This is a genomic window from Nostoc sp. ChiVER01 (assembly GCF_034531155.1).
Classification (GTDB): Bacteria; Cyanobacteriota; Cyanobacteriia; order Cyanobacteriales; family Nostocaceae; genus Nostoc.
The window spans coordinates 339,559-362,209 of record NZ_JAVRBS010000004.1; the positions used below are offsets into that span (position 1 = coordinate 339,559).

At 41.9% G+C, this 22,651-nt stretch carries 17 protein-coding genes and 1 tRNA gene; 9 read left to right on the forward strand and 9 right to left on the reverse strand.

Annotation, left to right across the window (positions count from 1 at the left end; all coding sequences use genetic code 11):
* Positions 1 to 27: 27 nt before the first annotated feature.
* Positions 28 to 2,298 (reverse strand): transglycosylase domain-containing protein, encoded by a 2,271-nt coding sequence (locus RMY00_RS08305; RefSeq protein WP_322647081.1) that lies wholly within the window; start codon positions 2,296 to 2,298, stop codon positions 28 to 30.
* 434 nt (positions 2,299 to 2,732) lie between these two features.
* Between RMY00_RS08305 and RMY00_RS08310 the strand changes: the two genes are divergently transcribed.
* Positions 2,733 to 3,470, forward strand: a complete 738-nt coding sequence (locus RMY00_RS08310; protein ID WP_322647082.1) for a hypothetical protein — start codon at positions 2,733 to 2,735, stop codon at positions 3,468 to 3,470.
* Positions 3,471 to 3,659: 189 nt separating this feature from the next.
* On the opposite strand, the gene lspA is transcribed toward RMY00_RS08310, so the two are convergent.
* The gene (gene lspA / locus RMY00_RS08315; RefSeq protein WP_322647083.1) at positions 3,660 to 4,136 is read right to left on the reverse strand and encodes a signal peptidase II; all 477 of its coding nucleotides are present in this window, start codon (positions 4,134 to 4,136) and stop codon (positions 3,660 to 3,662) included.
* A gap of 92 nt (positions 4,137 to 4,228) precedes the next feature.
* Positions 4,229 to 4,816 (reverse strand): biotin transporter BioY, encoded by a 588-nt coding sequence (locus RMY00_RS08320; RefSeq protein WP_322647084.1) that lies wholly within the window; start codon positions 4,814 to 4,816, stop codon positions 4,229 to 4,231.
* An 887-nt stretch (positions 4,817 to 5,703) separates the two neighbouring features.
* On the opposite strand from RMY00_RS08320, the gene pstS reads away from it, so the two are divergent.
* From pstS to pstB, 4 genes are all read left to right on the forward strand, one after another.
* Positions 5,704 to 6,885, forward strand: coding sequence for a phosphate ABC transporter substrate-binding protein PstS (gene pstS, locus RMY00_RS08325; protein ID WP_322647085.1), 1,182 nt, complete (start codon positions 5,704 to 5,706; stop codon positions 6,883 to 6,885).
* Between the two features lie 184 nt (positions 6,886 to 7,069).
* Complete coding sequence (gene pstC / locus RMY00_RS08330) at positions 7,070 to 8,020, forward strand: phosphate ABC transporter permease subunit PstC (RefSeq protein ID WP_322647086.1); 951 nt, start codon at positions 7,070 to 7,072, stop codon at positions 8,018 to 8,020.
* Positions 8,021 to 8,039: 19 nt separating this feature from the next.
* The gene (gene pstA / locus RMY00_RS08335; RefSeq protein WP_322647087.1) at positions 8,040 to 8,921 is read left to right on the forward strand and encodes a phosphate ABC transporter permease PstA; all 882 of its coding nucleotides are present in this window, start codon (positions 8,040 to 8,042) and stop codon (positions 8,919 to 8,921) included.
* Between the two features lie 53 nt (positions 8,922 to 8,974).
* Complete coding sequence (gene pstB, locus RMY00_RS08340) at positions 8,975 to 9,781, forward strand: phosphate ABC transporter ATP-binding protein PstB (protein WP_322647088.1); 807 nt, start codon at positions 8,975 to 8,977, stop codon at positions 9,779 to 9,781.
* 327 nt (positions 9,782 to 10,108) lie between these two features.
* On the opposite strand, the gene RMY00_RS08345 is transcribed toward pstB, so the two are convergent.
* The 3 genes from RMY00_RS08345 to RMY00_RS08355 form a co-directional block, all read right to left on the reverse strand.
* Positions 10,109 to 10,179: transfer RNA gene (locus RMY00_RS08345), tRNA-Gly, on the reverse strand.
* 50 nt (positions 10,180 to 10,229) lie between these two features.
* The gene (locus RMY00_RS08350; protein WP_322647089.1) at positions 10,230 to 11,474 is read right to left on the reverse strand and encodes a hypothetical protein; all 1,245 of its coding nucleotides are present in this window, start codon (positions 11,472 to 11,474) and stop codon (positions 10,230 to 10,232) included.
* Positions 11,475 to 11,542: 68 nt separating this feature from the next.
* The gene (locus tag RMY00_RS08355; RefSeq protein WP_322647090.1) at positions 11,543 to 15,067 is read right to left on the reverse strand and encodes a response regulator; all 3,525 of its coding nucleotides are present in this window, start codon (positions 15,065 to 15,067) and stop codon (positions 11,543 to 11,545) included.
* A gap of 1,300 nt (positions 15,068 to 16,367) precedes the next feature.
* Between RMY00_RS08355 and RMY00_RS08360 the strand changes: the two genes are divergently transcribed.
* Complete coding sequence (locus tag RMY00_RS08360; RefSeq protein WP_416212048.1) at positions 16,368 to 17,000, forward strand: GNAT family N-acetyltransferase; 633 nt, start codon at positions 16,368 to 16,370, stop codon at positions 16,998 to 17,000.
* Between the two features lie 841 nt (positions 17,001 to 17,841).
* The gene (locus tag RMY00_RS08365; RefSeq protein WP_229492762.1) at positions 17,842 to 18,396 is read left to right on the forward strand and encodes a hypothetical protein; all 555 of its coding nucleotides are present in this window, start codon (positions 17,842 to 17,844) and stop codon (positions 18,394 to 18,396) included.
* Between the two features lie 8 nt (positions 18,397 to 18,404).
* Here the strand turns inward: RMY00_RS08365 and RMY00_RS08370 are convergent, their stop codons facing one another.
* The 3 genes from RMY00_RS08370 to gor form a co-directional block, all read right to left on the reverse strand.
* The gene (locus RMY00_RS08370; RefSeq protein ID WP_322647091.1) at positions 18,405 to 19,550 is read right to left on the reverse strand and encodes a histidinol-phosphate transaminase; all 1,146 of its coding nucleotides are present in this window, start codon (positions 19,548 to 19,550) and stop codon (positions 18,405 to 18,407) included.
* 113 nt (positions 19,551 to 19,663) lie between these two features.
* The gene (locus tag RMY00_RS08375) at positions 19,664 to 20,299 is read right to left on the reverse strand and encodes a YqiA/YcfP family alpha/beta fold hydrolase (RefSeq protein WP_322647092.1); all 636 of its coding nucleotides are present in this window, start codon (positions 20,297 to 20,299) and stop codon (positions 19,664 to 19,666) included.
* A 94-nt stretch (positions 20,300 to 20,393) separates the two neighbouring features.
* On the reverse strand, positions 20,394 to 21,770 hold the full coding sequence (gene gor / locus RMY00_RS08380) for a glutathione-disulfide reductase (RefSeq protein ID WP_322647093.1): 1,377 nt from the start codon (positions 21,768 to 21,770) through the stop codon (positions 20,394 to 20,396).
* A 199-nt stretch (positions 21,771 to 21,969) separates the two neighbouring features.
* Here gor and RMY00_RS08385 point away from each other — a divergent pair, with 199 nt between their 5' ends.
* On the forward strand, positions 21,970 to 22,278 hold the full coding sequence (locus RMY00_RS08385) for a hypothetical protein (protein WP_322647094.1): 309 nt from the start codon (positions 21,970 to 21,972) through the stop codon (positions 22,276 to 22,278).
* Positions 22,279 to 22,314: 36 nt separating this feature from the next.
* Positions 22,315 to 22,476 (forward strand): hypothetical protein, encoded by a 162-nt coding sequence (locus RMY00_RS08390; RefSeq protein WP_322647095.1) that lies wholly within the window; start codon positions 22,315 to 22,317, stop codon positions 22,474 to 22,476.
* Positions 22,477 to 22,651 lie beyond the last annotated feature (175 nt).

Genomic DNA, 22,651 nt, shown 5'->3' on the forward strand with positions numbered 1-22,651 from the left:
GTGGTAAAATTCCCTACTCCCCATTCTTTACCTCGTAATCCGCCGCATATAATTCCCCCACAACTGAGCTGCTTGAGCGCTGCTACCAGATGTTGGGGAATTATTGTCGTTTCCCAACCAGACACCAGTTACAAGCCGCCGACTGGGGATAAAGCCGATGAACCATAAGTCAACGTTTTTATCCGTCGTGCCTGTTTTCCCAGCTTCTCCTAATCCAATTGCAGCACTACGACCAGTCCCTCTGGCGACTACACCACGCATCAAACTAGTCATCTCATCAGCTACACCTTTTGAGAGAACTCTTTTGTTGGCATCTGGATCTTGGTCGAAGGAGTAGATTACACGGCAGGTTTTGATATCATTGCGATCGCGGCAATCACCACTATCTAAAATTCGGTTAATCGCATGGGGAGGATTGCGTACACCACCATTACCAATAGCGCCAAAAGCACCAGTCATTTCCAAAACATTAACTACACTTTGACCTAGTACTAAGCCAGGAACTGGATCAAGGGTTGACTTGATTCCCAAATTCTGCGCCATTGCCACGACTTTATTTAGCCCGATTTCTCTGGCAACTCGTAGAGCGATAGGATTTTCTGAAAGAGCCAGCCCCGTGGCAATATCTAAAGTAGCACCAGCACCAGCACGACATGGCTTATAAGTAAAGCCTTGCCAAGTTAAAGGAGCGCAAGAATAACTTTTTGATTCTGAAAATCCCTGTTGAATAGCAGCTGTGTAAGCAAAGATTTTGAAGGTGGAACCTGGTTGTCTTTTGGCTTGAACAGCACGATTGAACTGACTTTTTCTGTAATCAGTTCCGCCCACCATTGCCAAGATACTGCCTGTACTAGAGTCAAGAGTGACTATTGCCCCTTGGGAAAAATTAAAATTCCTACCGCCGTTGTTCACTGAATTATTTAACGCCGCTTCTGCTTGGCTTTGTATCGCTGGATCGAGCTTGGTTTCAATGATATAATTACCTTCTCTTGCAGCTCCCTCCCCCAAGATTGATTCAAGTTCGGAGAAGACGTAATTGTAAAAGTAAGGAGCGATCGTCTTAGCTTGCTGTTCGCAGACTTTAGGACTAATTTGGACAGTGGAGCGTCTAGCTCGGTTCGCATCCTCAGGTTTAATTTTGCCCATCTCCAGCAACCGCTTAATCACGCGATTTCGGTATTCAGCTGCTTCTAGCTTATTTGGACTATCCCCACAAAAATCGAAAGCGTTGGGAGCAGGTAAAATTCCTACCAATGTTGCTGCTTCTGCCAAAGTTAATTCTTTAGCGGGCTTCTCAAAATAATACCGGGCTGCATCCTCAAAGCCAGAGGTATCTCCCCCCAAAAAAACCCGATTTAAATACATCAGCAAAATATCATCTTTGCTGTAAAAGGTTTCGAGCTTCAAGGCAACAACTGCTTCTCGCAATTTGCGTCCAAGGGTATCTTGTCTGCCTACATACTCGCGGAACAAACTGCGGGCAACTTGCTGGGTAACAGTGCTGGCTCCTTGTTGCACATCTCCACTACGGCTATTAATCAATACGGCTCGTAAAATTCCTACAGGATCAACCCCAAAGTGCCAGTAATAACGACTATCCTCTGAAGCCACCACCGCAGCAGGTAAATAAGGGCCAAATTCGTCTAATCGCTTCATGTCTACGTGGGAGGTAGTCCGAGGCTCTCTCAGGGGAGTGGCTCCATCACGAGCGTAAACAACTACTGGGGCGCGTGTAGCTGTGGGTAGGGGTTTAACTTGAAATTTTAGCCATTCGACGCCAATCACTAACGCTAACAGGGCACTAGCACCGCCGACACCACAAGCTGTCCAACTTGCAGCTTTCACATACCAGGCCGGAGGATCGACGTACTGCAACCGCACAGAAGCGGCAAGTTCTGGAGGCCCTAAAGTAAGAATATCGCCGTGACGCAGTTCTAGAGAATTGACACGACGCTTGCCACGATAAATGCCATTAGTGGAGTTTTCATCTTTGATGACGAAAACTGGCGTGCGTTGGCTAGAATTCCGCGATAGCGACAAATGAATTTGGCTGACAACAGGGTTACGGATGACGATATCGCTGGATTTGGAGCTACGACCTAGAATATAGCGATCGCCCAACAGTGGATATACCTCTGCTTTATCCGCCCCCGCATCCTGCACCCAGAGTTCCGGTACTTTGGCATTAGGCTTGAGCGCCAATTTAGAAAAATCGACCCTAGCTTGGATAGTATGTACCGCTTGAGTCAGTTGACCAAGTAAAGTTTGTGGCTTTTGAGGGGGTTGGGGAGAACTCATCGGCTATTTACATCACACTTTTTAGTGAAGAATCGGGCGAATTACAATCAATTTTAGATGTTAGTCTTTCATCATTTTACTCATAAGCCAAAGCATAAATTATCTATACGGTATTTTTTGACTTAATTTATACTCTATATTATATTTCTACTAAACTTTGTTTGTAGTTTTTGTTGCCTTTGTATGTAAGTACAAAAAAATATTCATTCTTAAAGGCTTACTCTATCAATGTGGTTTGTTATATAACTACGAACATGGTTTTAAGCTATGTATTTTTATACACAAACCATCAATAGACAACAGATTTAATTTTTACCAATTTTACATATCCACATATTCTGATACAAACTTAAATATATTCATTTAGGAAGATTTTCTAAATCCTATTGTCTGTTTTAATGGGCCGAGTGTTCCGTTGAGGTTAATTACAAGTAATGATGGGAAAATCTCTGACTCTGATTGGTGCAGCTTTATCTTTAGCATTCACAGCTAATATTGCTGTAGCCGAATCTAGTAAATCCTCTATAGCCCAGTCCAGTAGTGGCTCAACTAGTGCACCAGCAGAAATTAAGATGTCGCCAGAAGGAATGAAAATTCTGTGCGAGTATTTTCCGCTCAACTCCCGTTGTCCTGGCGGCACAGCACTCACCCCTACTAGCGCTCCTGGTAGCACTACGGCACCCGCAGAAACCACGCCTAGTGGCACCACCACACCAGATAGCACAACTGCACCAGGTAGCACCACCACACCAGATAGCACAACTGCACCAGGTAGTACAACTGAACCTGGAGCTGGATCTGCCACTCCCGAAACTACTCCAGCACCAGGAGCCGTTACCCCATCTGATCCTAGCGCTCCTAACAAGTTAACTCCAGCACCAGGAAGCGTTACCCCGCCTGATTCTGGCACTCCTGGCAACTTAACTCCACCAGGAAGCGTTACCCCAGTTCAACCTGGCACTCCTGGCACTCCTAGCACTCCTGGCAGCAGTACCGAACCAAGTAGCTCAACTACACCTGAGTCTGGCGCTCCTGGCAGCATTACCGTACCAGGAAACCCAACTACACCTGAGTCTGGTACTACTGATAGCAATCCCGTACCAAGTACTGGTTCTCCCAATAATACTCCAGGCTCTAGTTCACCAAAAACTCCTGGTACAACAGGCAATTAATTAAAAGCTGAGGCATAATCTGAATAATAGTTTGCCATCAGCGATCGCCAGTGCATCTTGACTTATTACACCAGTTTGCATAACTGGTGTAAAATAACAACTCGAAATCGCTCAATCTAATGAGCAAGTTTTCGCATAAAAAAGTGAGCTTAATGGCCTGGGGTGATTAGTCATCCCAGGCTTAATAGTTTAATGCGACCTGTCAGTTGAAGTCGGTGTTTTTTGAAAGGAAGCAATTAATAGGCAAACAATACCGATACTAATAAATGAATCTGCCACATTAAATACAGCAAAGTTAATCAGCCGAAAATCAAGAAAATCAACGACATACCCTAAAACAAAGCGATCAATACCGTTGCCGATAGCTCCACCTAAAATCAAGCCATAGCCCAACTGATCCCATAAATTTAATGTCGGGCCAAACAAGGCCAAGGCTATCAATACTAAACTCACCCCTAAAGATAACCAGCGTAACCATTCTACTTTCCCACTTAACAGACTAAAAGCCGCACCAGTATTAGTGACATAGGTGAAGTGAAATATTCCAGGTAAGAGTGGTAGTGTTTGCCCCAAGCTAAAGGTTTGCACTACCCAGTATTTTGTTATTTGATCTAAGAAAAAAGCTATGAAGGCAGCTATCCAGAAAAGGCGATTTTTTAAACGCATGAAACTAGGGGCTAGGATTAGGGACTAGGGACTAAGGACTAAGGATTAGAAGAATTTGAATTTCTAGCCCCTAGTCTCTAGCCCCTTCATGACTAATAAAACATTAAGTGACGCAATATATATGCTATTACAGTAACGGCACAGACCACATTTAGTTGCCCTGGTAGTGCAAACCAGGAGTATCTAAGGATTGCTTGCATCAAGGGGAGATTTTCTGTGCCTTTCCATTGAAAAATATAGCTAATAATCAAATAAGTAATACCGCATAGGTGGATAGTTAACAAGCCACAAATGCAACTAAAGGCCAGAGTTTCTATTCTAGGTCTAGCTTTAAAAGCGAACAACCCACAAATCCAAGCTCCAGGAATAAAGCCTAATAAATAGCCAAATTGAGATAACTTAACATAACCAATACCGCCTCCATCCGCAAATACAGGTAATAAGGTCAACCCCATGACTAAATAGGCAATTTGTGAGAGCGCACCAGCATTTTTGCCTCCTAAACAACCTACCAACAATACTGCGCCAACTTGAAAAGTGACACCTAATGAAATTGTCTGAATTCCGTGCTTACTCCAATTCCAAGGTAAGGTGATGCCATAAACTTCTAGGAAAGTGCCACCCATTGTTAGGAGTAAGCCAATCATTGACCATAGTAATTGATTGGAAGCAGCAAACATTTATTCAGTCAACCAGGGAAAGGCAAAAGGGAAAACCAACTGCAACTAGTACAACAAGGCGGAAGTCAAAAGTCAAAAGGATTATATTGCAGGCTTTTGTGCAATTGAAATGGTATGTTTATTGTTGCGCCTGTCGCACTAGTATATTCATTACTGTTAAAACGAGATTTGTGTTGACACCTCTAAGAATTAGCATGTTTTTTTTGCCTTTTTGGTATGTAACTTTTCAGTTCTGCAAATTATAGCTTAGGTGTCTATAGCTGTAATTTTATTGGCTGAAGCGGAGTGTAATTATAGTATTTGACCTAATACATGTTAATAATAGTAGTAAATAAAATATAGGATTTATAAATTTTAGATTCAATACCAGCTTTTTCTACAAAGCGTTAAAGATAGTTTATTAATTTACTCTTTTTTAGCGATCGCACTACCTACTCTCATAAAATAGGCAATTTATCGCTTTTCTTCTGTTTTCTCTCAACAATAGTTTCACTTACTGAACTTAAATTGTTTAGTTATGCTTGAAGTCTGCTTAAACTGGTAAACTAAACAAAACAATTTTCATCTTAAACACCCAAATTTATAAAGTTTATATCTTATCATAGGCTGCCATGTTTTTATACATTTTTATGATTTGACCAATAAATTTACACTAGTACTAAAATGTTTGTAAATATTATTTAACTAAATTTCTGTAGTAGTATTTGTAAGGTGTGACTAACTATAGCAGTATAAATTTTATCAATAAAAGTAGAAACGAGTGTTTGTTCTTCATCAAAAAAAACAAGCATTTTTTGCTTTGTTAACCTATCCTTTACCTTAATATTCATCCTTTAGGGGTATCCTGAGAAGCGCTCACCTGAAAAGTTACCCAAACATTGATAGCGATGCCCTCAAATTTTAGTGTAACAAAAATCCATCGCCTCACAGCTTCAATTTCAGTGTTAGCACTGACAATCAGCCTAGCTGCATGTGGCGGACAGCAAAATTCAGATAACACAGCTACCAAGGATGCTCCTTCTAGTACTGCTACAGATACCACAGCTTCTAGCACAACCAAATTAGATTTGGGTGGAAATCTCAAGTTAAGCGGGGCCGGTGCGTCTTTCCCAGCACCACTATATGATACATGGTTTACGGATTTAAATAAAAAATATCCAAATCTGCAAGTTGACTATGCCTCAGTTGGTAGCGGTGCTGGAGTTGAGCAATTTATCAAAGGGACTGTAGACTTTGGTGCTAGCGATGTTGCCATGAAGGATGAAGAAATCAAGAAGGTACCAGCCGATAAGGGCGTTATTTTACTGCCTGTAACTGCTGGTAGCATCGTGCTAGCTTACAACTTGCCAGATGTTGCAGAACTAAAGCTACCACGAGCCGTTTACGCTGATATTCTACTAGGCAAAATCACGTCTTGGGATGATCCCCAAATTGCCAAGGCTAACCCAGGTGCAAAACTTCCTAAAGAAAAAATCACAGTCGTTTATCGTTCAGATGGTAGCGGAACAACAGGTGTGTTTACAAAACACCTCAGCGCTATTAGCCCAGAATGGAAGACTAAAGTTGGTGAAGGCAAAACTGTCAACTGGCCTACGGGAGTTGGTGCGAAAGGGAATGAAGGTGTTACCGCCCAAATTCAACAAACACAAGGCTCTATTGGTTATGTCGAGTACGGCTATGCCAAACAAAATAGTCTTAAGTTTGCTGCTTTAGAAAACAAAGGCGGTAAGTTTATTGTACCTAGTGAGGAGTCAGCCTCCAAAACTTTGGCATCAGCAACTTTACCACCCGATCTTCGTGTTTTCATTTCCGATCCAGAAGGCGCTGATTCTTATCCCATCGTCACTTACACCTGGATTTTGGCTTACAAAAAATATCCCAATGCGGCGAAAGCTAAGGCAGTTGAAGCTGCGATCGAATATGCTTTAAATGATGGTCAAAAGCAGGCTGTTGCACTAGGGTATGTTCCTTTACCCCAAAACGTTATTACAAAAGTGGCTGCTGCTGCCGATCAAATCAGTCCAGATTATAAAATCGCTGTTGGTAGTGGTACTAGTGCTAGCAAATAGCTACAGTCAAGACATGAAGCATTCCTAGACAATAATTTTTAGGCTGCTTACTAAACTATAGGCATTCGTAATTTGGAACTCTGTTTTACCAATGTCTCAGTTTCAAAAGACGATGAGGCAACAAATTTGTTGATATGGTTGCCTCCCATATCTTCCTCTGATTTAATTGTGAAAGTCGGTAGTCATGACTACAAATTCTCAAAACCTTTCATCAGCGACAAAAAATCGCTCTGATGTAGAAAAATCCCTAGATCGGGGTTTTATTTGGCTTACTAAAATTTTCGCTTTTGGGGTTGCTGCCACTTTATTATGGATCGGCTTCCAAGTTGCAGTTGCTTCTGGCCCAGCCATCCAAAAGTTTGGTGCTAGCTTTTTAGCTAACACCACTTGGAACCCAGTTAATGATAGCTACGGAGTGCTACCTCAAATTTATGGAACTCTCTTGAGTTCTTTTATCGGTTTACTGATAGCTGTACCGATTGGAGTTGGTACTGCTGTTGTACTAAGCGAGGATTTTTTACCCGCAAAAGTGAAGTTGGTACTGGTTTTTGCGGTAGAACTACTCGCAGCTATTCCCAGCGTTGTCTACGGCGTGTGGGGTATTTTTGTTTTAGTGCCTATTTTAACTAACTTGGGAAAATGGCTCAATAGTTACTTTGGCTGGATACCATTTTTTAGCACCTCCCCTACAGGGCCAGGAATGTTACCGGCGGGAGTCATATTAGCAATTATGACTTTGCCCATCATCACAGCTCTATCGCGTGATGCTTTGATTTCTATACCCTCCAGTTTGCGCCAAGCCTCCATAGGACTAGGAGCAACCAGATGGGAAACAATTTTACAAGTTCTAATTCCAGCAGCCTTTTCGGGGATAGTTAGTGCTGTGATGTTGGCACTGGGTCGAGCAATGGGAGAAACAATGGCTGTGACAATGTTGATTGGTAATTCCAACAACATTAGTATCTCACTGTTAGCACCAGGCAATACGATTTCTTCTCTACTAGCAAATCAATTTTCAGAAGCTAGTGGTTTGCAAGTTTCGGCTTTAATGTATGCTGCTTTAGTGCTATTCTTCTTGACCTTGGTAGTCAATATCATGGCCGAGTTTATCGTTCTGAGAGTCAAGCGACTGTAGCTTAGTTTTGGGTTGAATTATGACTTCTAGCTTTCCAGAGCGCAGTCTAACTCGCGCTCCTATGTCTCAAAGGACATTGTTTAATACAGTAATGACTGTAATCGCATTTATCTGTGGGGTATTGGCACTTGTGCCATTGCTAGCAGTACTTTCTTACGTCATTATTCAAGGCTTTAGCAGTTTGAGTCCCAACATATTTTTTGAACTGCCACCGAAAGCTTTACAAAAAGGAGGAGGTTTTGGTAATGCAATTTTGGGTACACTATTAATGGTAGGAATTGCTGCCCTAATTAGTATCCCATTTGGTGTTTTGGCGGCGATTTATATCACAGAATTTAGCTCGGCCCGAGTAGCGAGATGGGTACGTTTTGCGGCTAACGTCCTGAGTGGAGTCCCGTCAATTATTGCTGGAGTATTTGCCTATGGCATTGTAGTTTTGACACTCGTAAAGTTAAACTTAGGATCATACTCTGCTCTCGGTGGAGGGTTTGCACTGGCAATTTTGATGTTGCCAATTATTGTCCGAACCACTGATGAAGCCTTGCAGTTAGTATCGCAAGATCTGCGACAAGCATCTGTAGGGTTAGGAGCAACTAACTTTCAAACAGTAAGTCAAGTAGTCTTACCAGCAGCTTTACCTGCAATTGTAACTGGGGCAACGTTAGCGATCGCCAGAGCATCTGGAGAAACCGCACCTTTACTATTTACCGCGCTATTTTCTAATTTTTGGCCTGGTAGCTTATTTGAACCCACAGCTTCCCTTGCTGTTTTGGTTTATAAATACGCAATTTCTCCATTTAAAAATTGGCAATCACTAGCTTGGGCAGCATCTTTGATTTTGGTATTGATGGTTCTAATCACAAGTATCATTGCTCGCTGGGCAACTCGCAAGAAAGTTTAGTCAAATACTACATAGCGGATTTGTATCGCTAAAACTAATACTACATTTAATTTATGGCTAACAACATTAGCACAGTCAACGATACTCAAACCGTTTTACGCACCGAAAACCTCAACGTTTACTACGGCAAATTTTTAGCCTTGAAGGATATCTGGTTAGATATTCCAAAAAATCAGGTTACAGCTTTTATCGGGCCTTCTGGTTGTGGTAAAAGTACTTTGTTGCGATGCTATAACCGCCTCAATGATCTGATTGAATCATTTCGGGCAGATGGTAAAATACTTTTTTATGATAAAAACTTGTATGCATCCGACATTGATCCTGTAGAGGTGCGTCGTCGGATTGGGATGGTGTTTCAAAGACCAAACCCGTTTCCAAAATCGATTTATGACAATATTGCTTTTGGAGCCAAAATCAACGGCTACAAAGGTAATATGGATGAATTGGTAGAACGGAGTTTGCGACAAGCAGCTTTGTGGGATGAAGTCAAAGATAAACTCAGGCAAAGTGGTTCGTCTTTATCTGGTGGACAACAACAGAGATTATGTATTGCTCGTGCGATCGCAGTCCAACCTGAAATTATATTAATGGATGAACCTTGCTCTGCCCTTGATCCTATTTCCACGTTACGGGTTGAAGAATTAATTCACCAACTTAAAGAGCAATATACCATTGTTATCGTTACCCATAATATGCAGCAAGCAGCACGGGTTTCTGATAAAACAGCCTTTTTTAATGTTAAAACTACAGAAAGCGGAGGTCGTAACGGCTACATGGTAGAGTACGACGCCACAGAACTAATTTTCAACAATCCTCAGCAGCAAGATACCAGAGATTACGTTAGCGGCAGATTTGGATAAATAGATAAATATTACACATTGTTAATGTTAAAAAATAGAGGGATACTCGAAAACTAAAGCTGCACGATATTCCTCTAGTTTTTATTTATTTTCCAAGATTAGCGTAGGAGTGGCCCACAGCAGGCATAGTTTGATGAATAATACCTGTTTCTTAGTCAAGAAAAGCAATAATTAAGCTGTTTAATATTAAGATTTAGATTTACTGTGCAGGGTAAGATACCCACTCCAAAATAGTCCAACATATAGTGTAATGCAATTTTGCCCCTTATTTTGAAAATACAAGGTGGATTTATACGGTGCTGCACTAGTGCATTTCATACTTTTCTAAGCGGGCGGCGGGAATCGAACCCGCATTAATAGCTTGGAAGGCTATAGTTTTACCACTAAACTACGCCCGCAAAATTCCAACCCTATAAATTTAACACAGGTCTTGGAAAAATTCAAGCATTTAGTTGGAATTAGCAGGTTGGATATTGATCCTGACATACAGATTGCTCAATTCTGGTTTTGTGCCATCGTTATTGTGAGCAGCAATAAAGTTTTCTGTTTTGAAAACTTCGCTCAGGACTTGCTGGTATGTGCTTTTTTCACTTTGCAGTGTTGCTGGTTCTATTTCTAAAACTACGGCCTGTTGAAAATTGCCATTGTTATCAATTATTAAGCTAGCTAAGAGTTGTGCTGGTTCAAGTCCAGAATTCTGAATAAGAAAACTTGAATCTAATTCTTTTGTGTTGCTTCCCTTATATAAAGCGATAACGTCGGGTAAAGCATCTTGTCGTAATCTTCCTGATTGTATCAAGCTACTGACTTCATCTCTGAGCAAAGGAGCTACTATTGCTACTGATGCTCCTTGGGCGGGGGTACGTGGAGTTTCCTGAGTCGGTGTTGCTGGAGTTTCCTGAGTTGGGACAGGGGCGCGTGGAGTTTCTCCAGTCGGAGTTGCTGGCGTTTCCTGAGTAGAGGTACGTGGAGTTTCTCCAGTCGGAGTTACTGGCGTTTCCTGAGTAGGGGCGCGTGGAGTTTCCTTAGTCGGAGTTACTGGAGTTTTCTGAGTAGAGGTAGGTGGCGTTTTTCTGTTTTCAGCTTCCGAACCTGATGAATTTGATGGAACACCTGTTGGTAGTAGTGTTCCCTTTCCCAGTTTGATTTCTTGACGACGGTTCCAAGGTAAATTACCGACTGGAACTGTAGGTGTTGGTTTCGGTATAGATTTCGGTATCGGTATCGGTGTCGGCGTCGGTGTCGATGTAGATTTCGGCGTCAGTGTCGCCGTAGCAACTCTTTGTTGTCTAAAGGGTTGGCTATTGGGTTGAGAGGCGTAAGTTTGCTTCTTCTGCTGGGGATTATCAGCAGGATTTATTGCGCCAAAATTTTGATCTCTGGGCGTAGTTCGTGCTGTTTGTGGTGAACGTGCTGGTACAGACTTTTGAGTTGCGGATGCTGGCTTTGCCGAAACTGTTTTGGCTGTTGATTTTGATTTGGGAGCAATGTCTATCAATTCAATAGGAACAGCAGATTGACTTTGTTGGGGAAACCAAAGACTAAATGCATTAGATGAGCGCATCAGCCAGAACGCTAGCAAGTGCAGAGAGACTGAACCTATAACGACAGAAATCCACAAAGCTGGTGGATCGCTGTGTCGCCTCCAGACTTTGGTTGGAATTGGAGATTTGTCTGCAACTGATGGTGGCATATTATATAAACTGGATATGATTAGGCACTCTTACTCATTACTAATGCTTTAAAATACCAGTCTAAATTTTAGCGATTAACCATTACCTCTGGTGTAACAGCAAAAGTCAAAACTGTTTCATCTACTCCTTTAAGTTCTAGCGGGCTACCTTTAGTAATTTCTTCTTCCTGCAAATAATCTGCTACGGCAGCAGAAACTAGGATCGTACCGGGAACAGCAGCAGCTTGCAACCTTGCAGCAATATTTACACTTGGGCCAATGGCAGTATAATCAGCCCGTTCAGCACTACCAAACATCCCCACAACGGCAGTACCTTGATGGATACCGCACCGAAACTGGACGCTAGTAAGTCTGTCACCATCAAATACACCTTGGTTTCGCCAGCGCTGATTCAACTCAGCCAGTGAGCGGTGCATTGCTCTTGCTGTATTTATGGCACGACGCACTTGTTCATTGGGGGTTAACTCTTCCGGCGCTCCATATAAAGCTAAAATAGCATCTCCCATAAATTTATCTACAGTGCCGCCATTGCTAAATACAACCTTGGTCATAGCTTCTAAATATTCATTTAGCAACTCTGCGACTCGTCGGGATCTGAGAGTATTTGATAGCTGTGTAAAACCCACGATATCACTAAACAAAACTGTAATTAAGCGTGGTTCTGGGCGCAAATCTAACGTTAAATCTCCGGTTGCAGCTTTTTGTACCAATACAGCCGGTAAAAAGCGCTTTAGCACCGATTCTGTTAGATAAGTATTTAACTCCACAATTCGCCGTTCATTTTCCTTCAATGCCAAAAGATTCCGAACTTCCGCCAAAAGTTCCCGATCATTGAATGGTTTTGCTAAATAAGCATCTGCACCATGTTCTGTACCTTCGATGCGGGTTTCCTCGTCAGCTTTTGCTGTCAGCAGAATGATTGGTATTCCTTTCAACTTCTCCTCTTTGCGGATCATTTGAATCATCTCAAGTCCGCTCACCAAGGGCATCATTAAGTCAGTCACAATCAAGCTGGGTATAATTTCCTGAGCTAGACGGTGCCCTTCAGAACCGTTACGAGCTGTCCGCACATGATAGCCATTACGGCGGAAAATCTCAGATACATAGGTTCGTAAATCCGGGTTATCATCTACAACTAAAATTGAGTGCTGAGTCTTAAGTGCTGAGTCTTGAGTATCAATACTAGGTGAGAGGTTTATTGTAATATTTTCAATATTGTCTGTTGTTGATACAAGTTCTAAATCAGCCAATTCTACACTAGCGCGGCTTGTATTCAGTTCGGTAGGCGTTTCTAGTACTTGTTGTGTGGGTAAATGAGCATTTCCAGTCACAAGCCATAAACTAAAGGTAGTGCCTTGACCATAAACTGATTCCACAGTAACTTGACCACCGTGTAATTCGACCAATTCTTTAACTAAAGCTAAACCTAAACCACTACCTTCATAGGAGCGGTTTGCTGAACCTTCAGCTTGGCGGAAGCGCTCAAAGAGGTGGGGAATTTGTTCTTTAACAATACCAATTCCAGTATCTTGTACTTGCAATATGCAGCGATCGCGCTCAGATTTTAGTCTGACACTAATCGTCCCACCTTCGGGAGTAAACTTCATGGCATTTGACAGGAGGTTATAAACCACCTTGTCAAATTTTTCCATGTCCAAGTACACCGGCAAACATTCGTCTAACTGGGTGACGAGATGCAATCTCTTTTTCTCGCAGTAGGGACGAAAAGATTCCACAATTTGGGTGATAAACTCTGCTAAATCGCAGGGATGGAAACTAGGTTGCATTCTCCCTGCGTTCAGGCGTTGTAAATCTAGGAGTTGATTTACCAGTCGCAGCAGACGGCGAGAGTTACGCAGGGCGATCGCACTTTGGGAGTAAGATAATCCTTCACCAGCCGCCACCGCCGACTCTAAAGGCCCTTGAATCAGGGTGATGGGTGTACGAAACTCATGGGAAATATTTTGGAAAAATTCGGTTTTTTGTTTATCTAATTCCAGTAAGCGTTCAGCTTGTTGGCGAGTTTTTTGATATAAGTATGACTGCTGTACAGCGATCGCTGCTTGAGCTGCTACTGCTTTAGCTAAATCAATATCAGATGAAAGCCATCGGCGTACTTTTTTACCTTCATGTAACGTAATACTACCGATACATTTACCATCAGCCAATAATGGCACAAACATTAGCGATCGCGCTGGCATGTTTAACGGCAAATCAAAACCCTGCACATCTGAGAGAGAATGGCTCACATTACCAATTACCACAGGTTCATGTGTCTGTAGCATTTGTTGGAGGATTGGATTCTCCTGTATAGATGCTTGAGAATAAGGTAATTTCGGAGCAACTAGGTGATTTTGACTACCTTTATTATTGTCTGTAGCTAGCGATGCTTGGGTTGGGCTATCCCTACGCAAATTTTCCGAATGTTGAAAACTGTCATATAAGCCCACACACTGGACAAACTCATCTTCCTCTGTCCACAAAGACAGGACGCAGCCATCAACTTGTAAAGCTTGTCCCAATTGCTGGGTAATCGCCGCAAAAATATCTTGAGGATCTAAACTAGAACGAATCGCGCTAGTAATTGTATTAATTAGGGCTTCTCGCTTGGCAAGGGCACGTACTTGTTCGTAAGCATAAGCTTGAGACAAAGCTAAAGCTGCCTGATCCGCCACCATCAACACTAGCTGCACCTCATCCTCCTCCCACAAGCGAGGCACAGAACACTGATGCAGTGCCAGCACAGCCATCAGTTCTTGTTGGCAGATTAATGGCACAACTAAACTAGAGCAAATGTTAGCGGCAGAAAAAGCTTCCTCACGTTGGCGCAGTTCGGGAGTATTACCATGAATCCGCTCATCATCAGTTACATCGTGAATCACCTGGACTTCACGAGTTTCCCACACCGTTTGAGCCAAAAGAGCCAGAGGGGCAGAGGTTGACGGCACAGCAGAAGAATTATTTGCCTGCACCCCTGCTTCTTCAGAAAGAGGCTTCTGATAAATAAATCCTTTATCCGCTAACTGCTCATCTTGGAAGGGACGCAACAGACAAACATCCACCTCCAACATGTGACCCACTGTATCTACAATTGCCTGCAAAATTTGGCGATAGTCTAAAGCACTGCGAATCGTATTTGTGACAGTATTCAGCAGTGATTCTTGTCGGAGTGTACGGGTAAGCTCGCGCGTACGGGCTTTGAGAACATTGTGAGTATCCAAAGCTTGGCGCACCACTGCTTTGAGTTCCTCAGCTTCCCACGGTTTCGTAACGTATTTAAATACCTTACCAGCGTTAATTGCTTCCACCAGGTCTTCGACATCGGTGTAGCCAGTTAAAATAATCCGAATAATATCTGGATATTGAGTTGCTGTCAGGCTCAAAAATTCTGTACCGCTCATCATCGGCATCCGCTGATCGGAGATGATCACCGCGACCTCCCCCTCTTGAGCCAGCAGATCGAGTGCCGCAGGGCCAGAGTTTGCCCTTAGCACCTTATAGTCGCGATAGAAAGTGCGGTAAAGCAAGTCAAGGTTGTCTGGTTCATCATCGACAACCAAAATTTTAGGCTTACTGTTTGCTTGGGATTTCATGCACCGCTTTCCTGCTGCAACGGCAGTCGGATAAAGAATAATCTGATCAGGTAAGGATTTTTCTGAGTCAGGTAAGAGCAGAGCATTTCGACCAATAAGGCTTTTTGGCTACATGACTGCTGAGTGTAGGTGTAGGAGTGTTTACGCACAGTAATTCGTCTCAATGGCTTATACTTATTACCGTTTGCGTTGGTGCAATGTAATTGTTTTCATAATCAGTTTTATGGTTACAGAGTCGCTGCTTGCTTGCCAAATCTCCCTTCACCTCCTGTGAGTAATGTCTGATACTACATACAGCGCTCATAGCTAGCTGACAAATCCAGATGAAGCTGCATATTAAGTTTGCCCTTTGCAGCAGTTGTACTAACACTTGCAGGTAAATTTTATTTATGGTAGTCATGGTAGAGTCAAAAATATTAAAACATGAACATTTAAAGCCAAAGTATACTATTAGACAAATACCTCCTTCTAATTTAGCAATCAGAACTATCATTAAGACAAGGTAGGGTTAAGAAGTTAGGGATCTTGGATCTTAGAGATTCTTCCCCTATACCTGCAAACCGTCGCTATGAGCTATTACTGCAAAGCAGAATTCAAAAGAAGCCAGTGCGCCCTTGTGGCTCTACCTACTTGTACCCCTCCGGGGAAGCAAGCTACGTGCAGCGTCTCGTTGGCGTAGCCTCTCGAAGAGAAGAGAAGAGAAGCAACTGGCTCTACAAGTGAAAAGTCTATAATTTTGAGCTTTTTGGCTGTAATGAAATGGTGAGGCAGTCCGATCTTGGGGGTTCCCCCCATGAGGAACTGCCGAACCCGAAGGGTAGGTTTATTTACGCCGACCTATACTAGGAGTAAAGTCCTGTTAGTGTAGCGGCAATTGCCTAAGCGAGTTCAGTACTGTAACTAAAGGTGATTTGCAAGCAGAATTTGTTGGTAGTGTACTTACTTAACAATTTTGTAGGTAATGTTTACGGACAGGTTATGCTATTTATCTACCCATTCACCTAAACCTGTTCCACTTTACAAATGTTTTTGTGGTAAACAAACTGATATCCTCCCTACCTAAAGCAAGGGATACACTTGAACCTACTGGACTTAAAATTGTAGCTTGATGAAGCTGTAACTTCTAAGACTTTGACTTTTCCAAAAATACAGACTATAAAACCCCAAACTAAAGTGGAAAACTTTGTATGCTTCACAAGCAAAAGCGAATTAGCAATCTTAGGTTAGTTCAATATCCTGGGCAGATATAAAGTTTTTCTCCAGTTGAAATGGTATTTGAGGAGATTTGAGAAAATTTTCGTTGAATAAAATCAATACTAAACTAGCCTTGAATTATCGGTTTTTTCATCCATGCCAGGAACAACCAATCAATCCAGCTTGCTGCCAATTTCAAATTCGTACAGCAGCACCTGCTGATTTGATCAGTGTTTCTCAAATTATTGCTGAAAGCTTTCACTCCCAACAGGGGATATGGGGATGGGCATTTCCATTGCTACGTCTCGGTATTTACGAAGACTTAAGGCATCGCATGGCATCACCTCCATCGCGTCATGTTTGTTTAGTCGCCTTTGAAGCTACTACAGGTGAGGTTAATAACTTAGTGGGAAGTGTAGAACTGGGTGTACGTTATAGTGATTCGTGGAGCCAGATTGGCATGGGTTTTCCTTACTTATCTAATTTAGCAGTTCACCCACAATACCGTAGACACGGTGTTGCTTCAGGGTTACTCACTAGTTGTGAGAAAGTTTCTCGTGATTGGGGATTTCAAGACTTATATCTCCACGTTTTGGAAAATAACCATCAAGCAAGGCAACTTTATTTCAAGTTGGGGTATCGGGTGCATAAAGTTGAATCGAATTGGAATAAATTTTTCCTAAGACGCTCAAGCCAAATGTTATTACACAAGCATTTGAGTCCCGATTCCACTATTTGAATTTTATTTTGGCAGATAATAATTTAGTTTTGATGTTCTAATTATTTTTGGGAAAATTTTCACTAATATAAATAATTAAAACACAAACTAACTTAATTAAAACTAAGTTACTATTAGCTATAGGATTGATATTTTATTTTTGAAATATATGCAAGGTGTGTCAGACGAGAGTACAGCACTGTCCAAAGACGTTGTTACAGACTCCGTTCTGATGCACCCTACATATACTGATATTTTTGAAAAACTTATGAACCACTACCTCTATGAGAGGCTTCCACCGATGCGTAGCGTGTCGTAAAGAAAGAAGAAAAAAAAGCAAAAAAGCTTACGAATCATTTAGGACTACTATATAGCTTTAAATAATTTTTTAAGTATATTCTGTTTATCGTTTTTATAAAGCTGTTTATTCGTAATATTAAGAAATATATAACTTTGGAAAAATTATCTTAAATGATTAACTTATTAAAGTTTGTCTTTTCTGTTTGCTATTAAACGACAATTATTTTAGAATATTTTATATAGATAAATAAATTAATTATAATGAAAATAGCTGTAGAATTGCCCTGAGAAAACTAGCAATAGCTCATAATAACTTTTTAATTAAGATATTCATCTTTATAAAAACTTTAAGAAAACTCTCTCATAATTAGAAGACAAATGTAGTTATATCTCATAAAATATGATCACTCAATTACTAAACACTGCCTATTTATTAGTATCTTAGGAAAATTGGCACAAAGACTCTTGATAATATAAAGAATTCAAAAAGCTGATTTGACATAAAAGCTAATTTTGTTTTGAAGTGCATACTACTACCAAATTCATTGAAAGTTTAAAAAACATGGATAGCGAACAGCATCGACGCTATCAGACCTCTATGGTATCAACTTATTACCCTGAAGCTAGTTTCCTTGACTCTCTTGTCATGCCAGATGGAACTGAGCAATCGCAAGGCTCGGATATCCTTACACGTTTACACAGTGGGGAAGTTTTCATCGTCAATAGTCGTAGACGAAATGGATTAATCCTCTTTAAACGCTATCACGCAGAGTTTGCTGGGCCTGGGGCTGCTGTAGGTGGGGATTACGATTGTGATTGCCAAAGGGCATTGCCCATAGGGAATTTGTCTTTATTAACTCCCGAATCTAATGAAGAACGCCAGAAGGCTTACTTAATTAGACGACAATGGATTCGATTGATCAAACAAATTACAGAAAACCCGGTGCCTGGGCAACGAGTTCAGAAAATTCTCGATCAATTTGAACAATACTTTCCACCAGATATTGTGGCTCTTCTGCCGGATGTTGCTTTTGCTCTTTTAGTAGGTGTGCTGCCACAAACAGTGGGAATAGTACGCCGTTTGGGCAGTGAGGTAAATAGCCGATTTAATTACTGAGTGAATTGCTAAAATTCCAAATTTGCCAAAACAGCTTGGACTCGATTAATGGTACGGGCGTTTTCCTCAATTGTTCCTACAGTAATTCGCAATCCTCCGCTAATATGTCGCACAACAGTACCAAGTGTTCTAAGTTTCTGGTGAAAGGTTTTTAACGCAGCATCTGGTGACTTAAAGCTATTTGGTTTAAGACGTAGGTAAATAAAGTTAGCAGCGCTTGCAGTAATTTGTAGTTCTGGTTGCTGCGATAAAATTTCGATGAGTTTAGCTCGTTCACTCAGGATTTGGGAAATTGACTCTAATAAGAGTATGCGATTTTGTAAAGCAACTAATGCTGCTGCTATAGAAAAGCTAGGAAGATTGTAGGGTAGGCGAACTTTTTCTAAAATGGCGATCACTTCGGGATGAGCGACGCAATAGCCAACACGGAGAGCTGCCAACCGGAAAGCTTTAGAAAAAGTGCGTAATATTACCCAATTAGGACGCTGTGTTAATTCACCTACTAGGGTAGTTTGACTGAATTCAAAGTAAGCTTCATCAATTACTACCAAAATATGCTCACTCAAACTTCTTAACCATGCCAACTCTGCCGCAGTTAAGCTATTGGCTGTCGGTGAATTGGGATGCACTACAAAAACTACGCGAATCGGAGGATTTTGAGTATTTTTGATCGCAGCCTGTGCTGCTTTTAAGTCAATTTCAAAATTTGTTTCATTTCTACCCACTGCGACTACAGGAATACCCAAAGTTTGCGCCAAAATTCCGTACATGGAGAAAGTGGGATTGGCAACTAGAACTGAACCTTCTCCTCCTAAACAGGTGGCAATTAATAAAGAACGGATTAGTTCATCGGAACCATTTCCAACAGAAATATTGGCAGCAGTATTAGATAGCGAGATGGCGGCTGATTCATTGACATATTGGGCGATCGCATCCTTAAGTGTCTCATGTCCGCCATCAGGATAACGATTTGTTTCAATTACTTGCTGATATGTCCAAGCCAGCTTCTCTTTTAACTCAGGTGGTAAATCATAAGGGCTTTCATTTGTATCTAGCCGATCAAATTGCATGGGGACAGATTCGGCTGTATCGCTGCTGGGGTGAGGTTTGTACGCGGTAAATTTGGCTAAATCTGACCGGATAAAGGGAAGCATAATTTTAGTAATTAATCATTGGTCATTGGTCATTTGTCATTTGTCATTAGTAACTAAAGAAAGGACAAATGACTAAGGACATTATTTATGTAAGAGTTTAATATTTTACAGCTTCAAGGTAATTGGCAAAAGAGGCGAATTGCCTGCCAAATTTCTTCCATAACATTACCCAAGGCGTGATCGCTGTCGAGTTCGACTAACTCCACCCAAGGACGCGAACGCCCAAAGTTACGACTGGCTTCGATGGGGATGACTTCATCGTTTTTTCCATGCAAAATCAGGGTGGGAATAGGACGTTGCAAAAACTTCTCTTGGTATTGGGTAGCATCTGTAACAAAATCGTAACTTAAGGGAAGCTTTCGCTGCTCCCTATAGTGGTAGACCATGATATATTTTTCTTGCTGCCAACGCTGTACTTCTTCATTGCCTAGCTTGGGTAACCAATGGGATAAAAACTCAAAAGCTGGTGCTAGCAGCACGAGACGTTGTACTTGTAAATATTGCTGTCCCAAGTGGGCAGAGGTCAAGCCGCCTAAACTTGAGCCAATGAGCGTTACTGGCGTGGAATTATTAGTGAATTCTGCGCCAACTTGAGTAATTTGACGAGTGATTGTCAAGTGCGAAAAATCGCCAGCATTTAGATCGGGAATTTTTAGCTTTGTATGAATTTGAGCAAAGCGATCGCCTATATCCTGCGCTTTGGCAGAATTAGGACTGGAAGCGAAACCGTGAAGATATATATATTGCAAAGTTGTAGATAGTTGGGAGTGAGAAGTTAAGAGTTTTAAGTTTTAAGTTTCTTTCTTCAACTCATAACTCTTAACTCCTAACTTCTAAATCTTATTACCGCATTGTGACAAATTCTTCCGCTACTGAGGGATGAATACCAATGGTGGCGTCAAAGTCTTTTTTAGTTGCGCCCATCTTCACAGCAATTGCTACACCTTGAATGATCTCAGCAGCATGTTCACCCACCATGTGTGCGCCTAACACTTTGTCAGTGTTGCTGTCAACCACCAACTTCATCATTGTTTTCTCTTGCTTACCAGTCAAACTATAGTACATGGCGCGAAAGCGAGTGTGAAAAATTTTGACGGCATCACCGAGTTTTTCCCGTGCTGCGGCTTCTGTCCAGCCGACAGTAGCGGCTTCTGGGGTAGAAAATATGGCAGTGGGAACAGTTTCGTGACTGAATTCGCGGCGGTTATTTCCGAATTCACTATCTGCAAAGGCTCGTCCCTCGCCAATGGCGACGGGAGTTAAATTGATTCGGTCTGTAACATCGCCAACGGCAAAGATATTTGGTTGATTAGTTTGACTATATTCATTGACTGCGATCGCATTTGTGGTACTGTATCCAGGCCCTTCTATAGAACTATCAACAACATCAACTCCAGCGTTTTCTAAACCTAATCCATCTACATTGGGAGTTCGACCAGTTGCTACTAAAAACACGTCGGCAATAACTGGTTCTTGGTCTTTGTCTGATAAAGTCAGTTTAAAACCTTCCGACACACGTTCAACTGTTTTTACCACATTATTCTTAATCAACCGAATTCCGTGGTTTGTCATCCCCTCTTCAATTTCTGTACGGATGTCCTCATCAAACCCCTTCAAAATTTTTTCACCTCTGGTAATTTGTGTAACTTCAGAACCTAAACCACGCATGATACAGGCAAATTCTGTGCCAATATAACCAGCGCCAAGAATGACGATGTGTTTTGGTTGTTCTTTTAGATGAAAGATTTCGTTGGAGGTAATGCCATATTCCATGCCTGGTAAATCTGGTTTAATGGGACGCCCACCAACAGCAATTAAAATTTTATCTGCTGTAACTTTGCGTCCATCAACTTCTACTGTATGGAGGTCTAGCAATGTGGCGCGACCAGAAATTAGTTCTACTCCCGCTTTTTCTAAAAAGCTAATATGTAGTTGCGACAGTCGCCGAACTTCCTTATCTATAGATGTAATGAAATGTTCCCAGTCTAACTCGGCATTACCTACTTTCCAGCCATAGCCTGAAGCTTCACTGAATAGTGCGGGAAAGTGAGAGCCATAGACCATGAATTTTTTAGGAACACAACCGCGAATCACACAAGTGCCACCAACTAAATCATATTCAGCGATCGCCACTTTTGCCCCATAGCTAGCTGCCCGTTTGGAAGCCGCTAAACCTCCAGAACCCGCACCAATTACAAACAGGTCGTAATCAAAAGTCATAAATTTATGTTCTCTTTAGCAATAAATCAGTTCCTGGTAACTTACACAGAAAACGTCATTGAACTATATAAGGATATCCGGTGAACCCTGTGTAAGTCCTTTCCTTGATTTAATCTAGCGTTAGCAGATGTTCTCTCGTCGTAGGGAATATCACTTTTTGCCTTGGTTGCTGTAAAGGCAGTAACTAAAATTGTTTGTCATGGTTCTGTCTCTGGTTTTGGGCATAAGTTTGTGCTACTGCCTTGGAGCAGCTAAGTCCCACAGTAATTACGCAAAATTAAAATTATCACAAAACCAACCGCCTTCGGCATTTGCAGAACATTTTGTACCCCCATTAGCAGTTTTTATGTGCTTGGAAGCTGAGTTGGGGTTACAGGTGTTGGAGGAGTTGGGGTTACGGGTGTTGGCTCAGTTGGGGTTACGGGCGTTGGAAGAGTTGGTGTTACGGGTGTTGGCTCAGTTGGGGTTACAGGTGTTGGCTCAGTTGGGGTTATGGGTGTTGGAGTAGTTGGGGTTATGGGTGTTGGAGTAGTTGGGGTTACGGGTGTTGGAAGAGTTGGGGTTACAGGTGTTGGCTCAGTTGGGGTTACGGGCGTTGGAAGAGTTGGTGTTACGGGTGTTGGAGGAGTTGGGGTTACAGGTGTTGGCTCAGTCTGGGTTATGGGTGTTGGCTCAGTTGGGATTATGGGTGTTGGAGGTGTTGTAAGAGTTGGGGTTAAGGGTGTTGTAAGAGTTGGGGTTACGGGTGTTGTAGGAGTTGAGGTTACAGATGTTGTCTGAGTTGAAGTGTTGGGTGATTTTTCAGTTGAGGTTACAGATGTTGTCTGAGTTGAAGTGTTGGGTGATTTTTCAGTTGAGGTTACAGATGTTGTCTGAGTTGA

Excerpts from the sequence above, each read along its gene's own strand:
- pstC (WP_322647086.1), top strand. The coding sequence starts at position 7,070 with ATGACTACAAATTCTCAAAACCTTTCATCAGCGACAAAAAATCGCTCT.
- RMY00_RS08350 (WP_322647089.1), bottom strand. The coding sequence starts at position 11,474 with ATGCCACCATCAGTTGCAGACAAATCTCCAATTCCAACCAAAGTCTGG.
- gor (WP_322647093.1), bottom strand. The coding sequence starts at position 21,770 with ATGACTTTTGATTACGACCTGTTTGTAATTGGTGCGGGTTCTGGAGGT.
- RMY00_RS08305 (WP_322647081.1), bottom strand. The coding sequence starts at position 2,298 with ATGAGTTCTCCCCAACCCCCTCAAAAGCCACAAACTTTACTTGGTCAA.
- pstS (WP_322647085.1), top strand. The coding sequence starts at position 5,704 with ATGCCCTCAAATTTTAGTGTAACAAAAATCCATCGCCTCACAGCTTCA.
- RMY00_RS08385 (WP_322647094.1), top strand. The coding sequence starts at position 21,970 with ATGGTTCTGTCTCTGGTTTTGGGCATAAGTTTGTGCTACTGCCTTGGA.
- RMY00_RS08365 (WP_229492762.1), top strand. The coding sequence starts at position 17,842 with ATGGATAGCGAACAGCATCGACGCTATCAGACCTCTATGGTATCAACT.
- RMY00_RS08320 (WP_322647084.1), bottom strand. The coding sequence starts at position 4,816 with ATGTTTGCTGCTTCCAATCAATTACTATGGTCAATGATTGGCTTACTC.
- pstA (WP_322647087.1), top strand. The coding sequence starts at position 8,040 with ATGACTTCTAGCTTTCCAGAGCGCAGTCTAACTCGCGCTCCTATGTCT.
- RMY00_RS08355 (WP_322647090.1), bottom strand. The coding sequence starts at position 15,067 with ATGAAATCCCAAGCAAACAGTAAGCCTAAAATTTTGGTTGTCGATGAT.
- RMY00_RS08310 (WP_322647082.1), top strand. The coding sequence starts at position 2,733 with ATGATGGGAAAATCTCTGACTCTGATTGGTGCAGCTTTATCTTTAGCA.
- lspA (WP_322647083.1), bottom strand. The coding sequence starts at position 4,136 with ATGCGTTTAAAAAATCGCCTTTTCTGGATAGCTGCCTTCATAGCTTTT.
- pstB (WP_322647088.1), top strand. The coding sequence starts at position 8,975 with ATGGCTAACAACATTAGCACAGTCAACGATACTCAAACCGTTTTACGC.
- RMY00_RS08370 (WP_322647091.1), bottom strand. The coding sequence starts at position 19,550 with ATGCTTCCCTTTATCCGGTCAGATTTAGCCAAATTTACCGCGTACAAA.